At 66.9% G+C, this 7,967-nt stretch carries 7 protein-coding genes and 1 pseudogene; 2 read left to right on the top strand and 6 right to left on the bottom strand.

From position 1 onward, the window contains the following. Together VGF12_RS07780 and ruvB are read left to right on the top strand one after the other, a co-directional pair. Positions 1-222, top strand: a pseudogene (locus VGF12_RS07780) (Holliday junction branch migration protein RuvA); the annotation flags it as partial. Further along, on the top strand, positions 219-1,277 hold the full coding sequence (ruvB, locus tag VGF12_RS07775) for a Holliday junction branch migration DNA helicase RuvB (protein ID WP_331175467.1): 1,059 nt from the start codon (positions 219-221) through the stop codon (positions 1,275-1,277). The pseudogene VGF12_RS07780 and the gene ruvB, both read left to right, overlap by 4 nt. 75 nt (positions 1,278-1,352) lie before the next feature. On the opposite strand, the gene VGF12_RS07770 is transcribed toward ruvB, so the two are convergent. The 6 genes from VGF12_RS07770 to VGF12_RS07745 form a co-directional block, all read right to left on the bottom strand. Next, positions 1,353-2,306, bottom strand: a complete 954-nt coding sequence (locus VGF12_RS07770) for a porin (RefSeq protein WP_331175466.1) — start codon at positions 2,304-2,306, stop codon at positions 1,353-1,355. 153 nt (positions 2,307-2,459) lie between these two features. Next, the gene (locus tag VGF12_RS07765; RefSeq protein ID WP_414710039.1) at positions 2,460-3,101 is read right to left on the bottom strand and encodes a histidine phosphatase family protein; all 642 of its coding nucleotides are present in this window, start codon (positions 3,099-3,101) and stop codon (positions 2,460-2,462) included. A 2-nt stretch (positions 3,102-3,103) separates the two neighbouring features. After that, positions 3,104-3,427 (bottom strand): DUF1840 domain-containing protein, encoded by a 324-nt coding sequence (locus VGF12_RS07760; protein ID WP_331175464.1) that lies wholly within the window; start codon positions 3,425-3,427, stop codon positions 3,104-3,106. Between the two features lie 26 nt (positions 3,428-3,453). Next, a complete protein-coding gene (locus VGF12_RS07755) occupies positions 3,454-5,559 on the bottom strand; it encodes a putative bifunctional diguanylate cyclase/phosphodiesterase (protein ID WP_331175463.1) in 2,106 nt (701 codons plus the stop codon). Positions 5,560-5,585: 26 nt separating this feature from the next. Next, positions 5,586-6,908 carry an HD-GYP domain-containing protein gene (locus tag VGF12_RS07750; RefSeq protein WP_331175462.1) on the bottom strand — a complete coding sequence of 441 codons (1,323 nt, stop codon included), beginning with the start codon at positions 6,906-6,908 and terminating at the stop codon, positions 5,586-5,588. 293 nt (positions 6,909-7,201) lie between these two features. Continuing rightward, positions 7,202-7,967, bottom strand: a 766-nt coding sequence (locus VGF12_RS07745; protein ID WP_331175461.1) for a family 1 glycosylhydrolase, incomplete at its 5' end; no start/stop codon positions are given.

Here is a 7,967-nt window from a genome sequence, read left to right as displayed (position 1 = left end):
GGCAAGAAGACGGCCGAGCGGCTGCTGCTGGAATTGAAGGGCAAGCTGGGCCCCGATCTCGCGCTGCCCGCCGCCGTCGCCAATGACACCCAGGCCGACATCCTCCAGGCCCTGGTCGCGCTGGGTTACAGCGAGAAGGATGCTGCCGCCGCGCTGAAGGCACTGCCGCCCGATGTGGGTGTCAGCGAAGGCATCAAGCTGGCGTTGAAGAAACTGTCATGAGCATCCAGACGGACGACTTCGCCCCGGCGCCACGCCTCGTCAGCGCCGCGCCTGAATCCAGTCGCGAAGAGGCGCTGGAGCGCGCGCTGCGACCCAAGCTGCTGGACGACTACGTCGGCCAGGCCAAGGCGCGCGAGCAGTTGGAGATCTTCATCGGTGCCGCCCGCAAGCGCCGCGAGGCACTGGATCACGTGCTGCTGTTCGGCCCGCCAGGCCTGGGCAAGACCACGCTGTCCCACATCATCGCGGCTGAGCTGGGCGTGAACCTGCGCCAAACCTCCGGCCCCGTGCTGGAAAAGCCCAAGGACCTGGCCGCCATCCTGACCGGCCTCGAGAAGAACGACGTCCTGTTCATCGACGAGATCCACCGCCTCAGCCCCGTCGTCGAGGAAATCCTCTATCCGGCGCTGGAGGACTACCAGATCGACATCATGATCGGAGAAGGTCCCGCGGCCCGCTCCATCAAGCTGGACCTGCAGCCTTTCACGCTGGTGGGCGCCACGACACGGGCCGGGATGCTGACCAACCCTCTTCGTGATCGTTTCGGCATCGTTGCACGGCTGGAGTTCTACACGCCGACGGAGTTGCAACGCATCGTCGCCCGCTCGGCGGGTTTGCTGGGCGCCCCCATCGACGCCGATGGTGCCCTGGAGATCGCCCGCCGCTCGCGCGGCACGCCTCGCATCGCCAACCGGCTGCTGCGCCGCGTGCGCGACTACGCCGAGGTCAAGGGCGACGGGCGCATCATGGCCGGGATCGCCGACAAGGCGCTGGCGATGCTGGACGTCGACCCACAGGGCTTCGATCTGATGGACCGGAAGTTTCTGGAAGCTGTCGTCCATCGCTTCGACGGCGGGCCGGTCGGGCTTGAGAACGTCGCGGCAGCCATCGGTGAGGAGGCTGGCACCATCGAAGATGTCATCGAGCCCTATCTGATCCAGCAGGGCTTTCTGCAGCGCACGCCCCGCGGGCGCGTCGCGACGCTGGCGGCCTACCGGCACCTGGGCCTGACGCCGCCCGGCGGCAAGGCCTCGCCCGACTTGTTCGGAGACTGAGCGCCACGACACACGCGCGTCGCGCCCCAAAAAAAAGCGCCCCACAGGGCGCTTTTTCGTTTCCGGTCGCGAGGATCAGAAGTTGTGACGGATGCCGGCGGCCAGCGACGAGAAGTCGGCCTGACCCAAACCGTTGTAGTCGGTCTTCGTGTAGAAGCCGTAGATCTTGGTGCGCTTGCTCAGGTTGTAGTTGTAACCTGCGGTGTACTGCTTGGCGCCGCCGGTACGGAACTCGGCATCGCTGCCGGCCTTGGTGCCGCCGACGTTGATGTGGAACTCCGACTGGCCCAGGGTGTACATGGCCGACACGCGGCCGATATCACGGGCACGGAAGCCATCCACCTCTTCACGCTGGTAGTAGCCGGTCACCAGGAAGGGACCGAAGCCGTAGTCAGCCTCCAGGCCGTAGGCCTTGCGCTTGGCCGTCGCGCCGAACTTGTTGTTCTGCGCGAACGTGCCGGCGACGTGCAGGCCAGCGACTTCATAGTTGACCGACAGGTCGTAGCCGCGCGGGCCCGTGCCCTCACCGGCGCGAACGGAACCGATGAAGTTGAAGCCACCCATCGTCGGCGAGAAGTAACCCACCTTGTTCGTGCGGGCGCCGAAGCCGAAGCTCGAGAACAGGGCGTCCGACGAGGTGCCGGTGTCGTGGTTGTGGTTGCTCGTGCGGTCAACGCTCGAGAAGTAGGAGTCGGGGAACCAGTTGCCCAGACGGATCGTGCCGAAGCTGCCAGTCAGCTCGACGCTGGCCTGACGATTCCAGAACGTGGTGCCTTCCGTGGCAGCGCCGGTGTCGGAATTCAGGCCGTGCTCCAGGTTGAAGCCAGCCTTCAGGCCGCCGCCGAGGTCTTCCGTACCCTTGAAGCCCAGACGCGAACCGTTGTTCTGCACGACCGACTTGCGGTCAGCCGAACCGATCTTCTGGCTTTCGACGGAGGTGTTGATGCGGCCCCAGAGCGTGACGCTTTGAGCGAAAGCCGGAGCGGCAGCGGTGGCAGCCAGAGCGGCGACAAGTGCAATCTTCTTCATCGTTTTGCCTTTACTGATGGTTTCGACGGGGTTGACGGCCCCGCCGTGAAGGACAAGTGGCAGTCAGTATAGAAGCGGGTTTCCTCTAGCTCAGCCCGAGCGACGCGTGAATGCAACAGTGGCTCTAGGGGCCTTGCAAAACCCTGACGGAGCTCAGGCTGCGATGTCGTCGACGCTCAGGCCAGCCAGGTGGCGATCGTCGTTCCACCCGATCAGCGTGAAGCCGTCGGGCGTCGCCAACACGCGGTTGATGGTGGCGTTGCCAAGCTGCCAGCTGCGCGGCGCATCCAGCGCGACTCGGGTCGCGGCGCGATAGAGGCAATCCAGCACCCCCCCATGGGCCACCAAGGCGATGCTGCGGCCCGGGTGGGCCGCGGCGGCGCGCCGAGCGGCCTGCAGACAGCGGGCGCTGAAGACGTTCAGGCTTTCACCGCCGCCAACCTGGAAGTCAGGCTCGCGCCGCCGCCAGCGTGCCGCATCATCGGGATAACCCTCGTCTATTTCCTGCCAGCTCAATCCCTCGAAGCGGCCGAAGGCGCGTTCGCGCAGGGCGGTGTCGAAAAGCACCGGCAGCCCCTGGGCGCCGGCCAGAGCCTCTGCAGTCTGGCGTGCGCGACTGAGGTCACTGGAATAGATGGCCGCCAAGGGCTCCTCCGCCAGCGCTTCGGCCAACTTGGCGGCCTGGGCCAAGCCGAGCGGACTGAGAGGAATGTCGGTGTGGCCCTGGATGCGCGTCGCGCGGTTCCACGCGGTCTCACCATGGCGGATCAGGATGACGCGGGTCGCCTCATCCAGCACTAGACACCCCACACGACGTCAGCGTTCTCTCTGGCGCTGCGTTGCATCAGCTCATGCAGCGGCCAGGCACGCTGGCGCAGCGACACGCCCTGGCGACGCGGCGGCGGCTCGCCCGCCGCCTTCGCAGCATCCATGGCGCGCTGGAACTGCGCCTCGTCGGCGGCGACGCCCTCCTCCAGTGCCTGCATCAAGGCCGGCAAGGCTGCCGCCTCGAGGATGCCCTGCGGCGCGGGCGGACGCCCCATCAAGCGCAACACGGCATCGGCCGAGTCGGCCATCATGATGACATCGGCGCCAGCCTTGGATTTGAAGCGGTAGAGCATGGCCGCATTGTGCGCGCCACGCGACGTCAACCGTTGGCCAGCCCCAGCCAGCCGGACGCAGGCGCGTCGACGACATGGCGGCGCGGACGCACCCGCTGCTCGAACTCGTCCGGCCGCAGCGGCTTGGCAAACAGGAAGCCCTGGAATTCATGGCAGCCGGCCTGGGCGAGGAAGTCGCGCTGGGCCTCCGTCTCCACGCCTTCGGCAATGACCTGCAGGCCCAGGGCCCGGCCCATCTGCACGATGGCGTTGGCGATGCCTACGTCACTCGCATCCCCCGGCAGTCCTTGCACGAAGCTGCGGTCGATCTTGAGGCGCTGGATCGGGAAGCGTTTCAGGTAGGCGAGCGATGAATAGCCGGTGCCGAAGTCGTCGATGGACAGCGTGACGCCCAGCGACGCCAGCGCGCGCATGCGGCGCAGGCCCTCCTCGGCATCGCCCAGGAGCACCCCCTCGGTCAGTTCCAGCTCCAGCATGCTGGCCGGCAGCATGGCCTCGTGCAGGGCCTCTGCGACGGTCTCGACGAAGTGCGCCTGCTGGAACTGCAAGGCCGACACGTTGACGGCCACCGGCATGCGCAGCCCACGGCTGAGCCAGTGGGCGGCTTGGGCCACCGCCTCGCGCAGCACCCAGTCGCCGATGGCGACGACGAAGCCGCTCTCCTCGGCCAGCGGGATGAACTCGGCCGGCGAGATGTCGCCACGCTGCGGATCGCGCCAGCGGATCAGCGCCTCGGCGCCGATGACGCGGTCACTTCCCAGCTCGACCTGGGGTTGATAGTGCAGCCGGAAGCGCCCCTCGGTGAGGGCCTGGCGCATGGCATGGTCCAGGCGCATGCGCGAAAGCAGGTCCACCTCCTTGCGCGGCACGTGGAAACGAAAGCCCGCACGTCCACTTTCCTTGACCCAGTGCATGGCGCGCTCGGCGCTGGCCATCAACTCGTCGGGCGTGCCGCCGTCGCCCGGGTAGAGCGCGATACCGCAGCTCGCGGTGACGGTGAAGCTCAAGGTATCGAAACTGAACGGTTCGGCCAGCAACTGCTGGACACGACGCGCAGTCGCTTCGGCCTCGAACATCTGAGCGTTGTCGATGAGCAGCGCGAACTCGTCGCCACCCAGGCGGGCCAGCGTGTCGTTCTCGCCGACGGCATCGCGAAGGCGTTCGACGACGTCCCGCAGCACGCGGTCACCGTAGCTGTGGCCCAGCGTGTCATTGATCTGCTTGAAGCGGTCCAGGTCCAGGTGCAGCAGCGCGAACACGGGCGACGGCTCGCCCGTGTCGACGGCGGCGATCTGCTGCACGATGCGGTCGGCCAGCGCGCGACGATTGGGCGCGCCAGTGAGCACATCGGAGCGGCCCAGTTCCTCAATGCGCTGGTGGGCGGCCAGCTTCTCACTCAGGTCGCGGAAGGAGAACACCCGGCCTATGGGCTCGCCGCGGCTCATCTGCGGCAGCGAAACCTGTTCCAGCACCCGGCCATCGGCCAAGCGCAGCATGTCGCTGGAACGCATCAGCGGCGCGTCCAACAGCGCCTCGATACGCAGCCGGTACTGCTCGCCATCCCGCATGACACGCTGCAGGCTCAGCCACAGGCCGGCATCGCCCGGCTCATGCAGCAAGCCGCCGGGCAGGCCCCACAGCTTGGCGAAACGGCGGTTGAAGCTGCGCACGCGGCCCGCCAGGTCGACGACGAGGATGCCATCGGCGGTGGATTCCAATGTCGCGCGCAACTCGGCCAGCAGGGTCTCGCGCTCGGCCTCGGCACGGCGGCGGCGCGTCTGGTCGTGCAACAGCACGAGCCAGTAGCGGTCACCTTCGGGCGTGTGGACGGGGCTGATGCTGCGGCTGACCCAGCGCGGCTGGCCATCGCTGTGCGTCAGGATGGTGTCGGAGCGGATGCGCGCGAAAGGGTCGCGAGCCGCGCCCTGCCAGAAGGCCTCGTCTTCCAACGACCCGCACAGCATGGCCGGCGGCTGCCCCAGGGCGCGTTCAGGCTTGAGTCCCAGCAGGCGCAGCGCAGCGCGATTGACGACGCTGACCGTGAGGCTCTCGCCATCCACCAGCCAGGCCGGTTCAGGCAGGCCCTCCAGCAGGGCGCCGATCACGGACGGCGCCTCGAAGAGGCGATGCAAGGCAGAACTTGCCTCGCGGCCGGCGTTCACGCGGCCAACTCCCCTGGCCCGGTCATCGCGGCGTCGAAGAAATAGGCGATGCGCGCCCGCGGGCTGAGGTAGTCCAGCGAAGGCCGTGGCAGGAACTGGGGCTTGAGGCTGCGCCGGATACCCAGGTCGGGCATCTCTTCGAGGTTGAGGACCAAAGCCTCATCCTTGGGCACCCTGACATCGTGAACCATGACGCGGGGCTTGAGCGGCCGCGCCGAGTTGACCGAAACGACCAGCGCGTAGCGATCATCCGTCAGCTGCACCGTGGAGCCAGGCGGGTAGACGCCCATCATGCGGATGAAGGCATTCAGCATGGTCGCGTCGAAACGGTTGCGCCCTTGCGCGAACATCAACGACAGCGCCTCGTGAGGTGTCATGGCCTTGGAGCTGATGAGCGGGTTGCACAGTCCGTCGAAGCGGTTCACCAACGCGACGATGCGGGCGCCAGTGCTCATGCGGTCCATATTGATGCGCTGCGGGAAACCACTGCCATCGGCATGTTCGTGGTGCTGCGCAATGATGAGCAGCGGGCCGGGCGACAGGCCCATGGCCTGGGCGATGGCCACACCCTTGGCGACATGCTGCTGATAGGCCTGGGTCTCGGCGGCCGTGAAGCTCTCGTCGCGGTGGCGCAGGCGGGCGGCGATCTCCAGCTTGCCGACATCGTGCAGCAGGGAGCCGACGCCCAGGTCCATCATCTCGTCGCGCCCCAGACCGAAAGCGCGCCCAAGCAGCAGCGCGATGATGCAGACGTTCAGCGCGTGCGCGGTGGAGCGATCGCCCGCGGACTCGTTCAGCAGGCGCATGTTGAGATCACCCTCGACCAGCATCTTGTCGAGCAGCGCGGCGGTCAGGCTCTCTGCCTGATTGCGCGCCTGGTGAGGATCGGACTGGACGTTGTCCAAGACGCCGCGGAAGCCATCGGCTGCCTCGCCATACTGCGCTTCGCAAAGTTGCAAGGCCTCGCGCTGAGAGGCCAGCGCGTGGCGATGCGCCTCGCGAGCCATGTCCTCGGGCGTGGGCTCTGTGGAGGCGGCGGCATCGACAGCGCCCCCGGCGAATCTGGGGGTCGCACCGGTGTCGGCGACGGCCTCGGCGTCAGCGGCGGGAAGGGGCCGCAATGACAGGTCGCTTTTAGCCGGACTCCAGCGCACCTGGGTCAGGCCGAGGCGGCGCAGGATCAACAGCTGGTCGCTGGAAGCGATCTTGAAACTCGATAGCGGGAAGGGATGCGACATCCAGCCCAGGTCCAGATGAATGAACATCCCGACGGTCAACTGGCTGACATCGATGAGCGGATCGCTTGTTCTATCCTGCATTCGTTCAACACCCGTGCACCCGGGCACCCCTCGGCCCGACCCCGTCTTCGGCACCACGCCGAAGTCCACGAGCCGGCCTCCTGCTATACGGCAAATCGACCTGTTGCACCTGCGGCAGGCTGGGAAAAATCCCTGCTGCGGCGCAGCGCGGAGCTTAGCGCCTGATCGTGACCGAATTTTCGAGGCTTTGTCGGGGCAAACGCGAAGGAATGCATGACCGGACGCTTGCGCGAAGGTCGTCTTGCTCTCGAAAGCAACACCCGCCGGTCGTCCGGCGCGGCTGGAACGGCGCCTCAGCGCCTTGCGTGGTGACGTGCAATCAGGTCGCGATACCAGTGCGCGCTGTCCTTGAGCAGGCGCCTCTGCGTCGCATAATCGACGTGGACAAGGCCGAAGCGCTTGTCGTAGCCAGAGTTCCACTCGAAGTTGTCCAGCAGGCTCCAGTAGAAGTAGCCTCGCACGTCGGCCCCCAGGCTCATGGCCGTGGCCAGGGCCTGCAGATGGCTGGACAGGTAGGCGATACGCTCAGCATCGGGGACGCGGGGCTCCGGGCCGTCCACGACACGGTCGGCATTGGCCATGCCGTTCTCGGTGATGAACATCGGCGGGGGGTTGTACTCCCGGGCAAGACGCACCAGGTGCTGGGCAAAGACCTCGGGCACGATCTCCCAACCCATGTCGGTGAACCCGCGCTTGCCCGGCCCCTTGACCGCCTTCCCCTCTGCATCGAAGAGGCTGCGGGTGTAGAAGTTGATCCCGAGGAAGTCCAGCGGCTGACGGATGCGCTCCAGGTCGCCGGCCTCAACCGTGGGCGCATCGGCGCCCACGAACTCGAAGGCGTCGGCTGGGTAGGCGCCACGGAAGATGGGGTCCATGTACCAGCGCACGTTCAGGCCGTCGTCGATGCGGGCGGCGCGGCGATCGGCCTCGGCCGGTGTGGCCGGGAAGGACGGCGTGTGGTTGAGGACGATACCCAGCCTGGTCTTGGTCACGGCGCGCATCGCCGCAATGGCCTCGCCGTGCGACAACATCAGATGGTGGGCCACCTGCAGGCTCTCG

The sequence above is a fragment of the Roseateles sp. genome (assembly GCF_036404855.1).
Classification (GTDB): domain Bacteria; phylum Pseudomonadota; class Gammaproteobacteria; order Burkholderiales; family Burkholderiaceae_C; genus Pelomonas.
The sequence above is the reverse complement of the archived record's forward strand: the minus strand, read 5'-3'. Positions and strand labels throughout refer to the sequence as shown.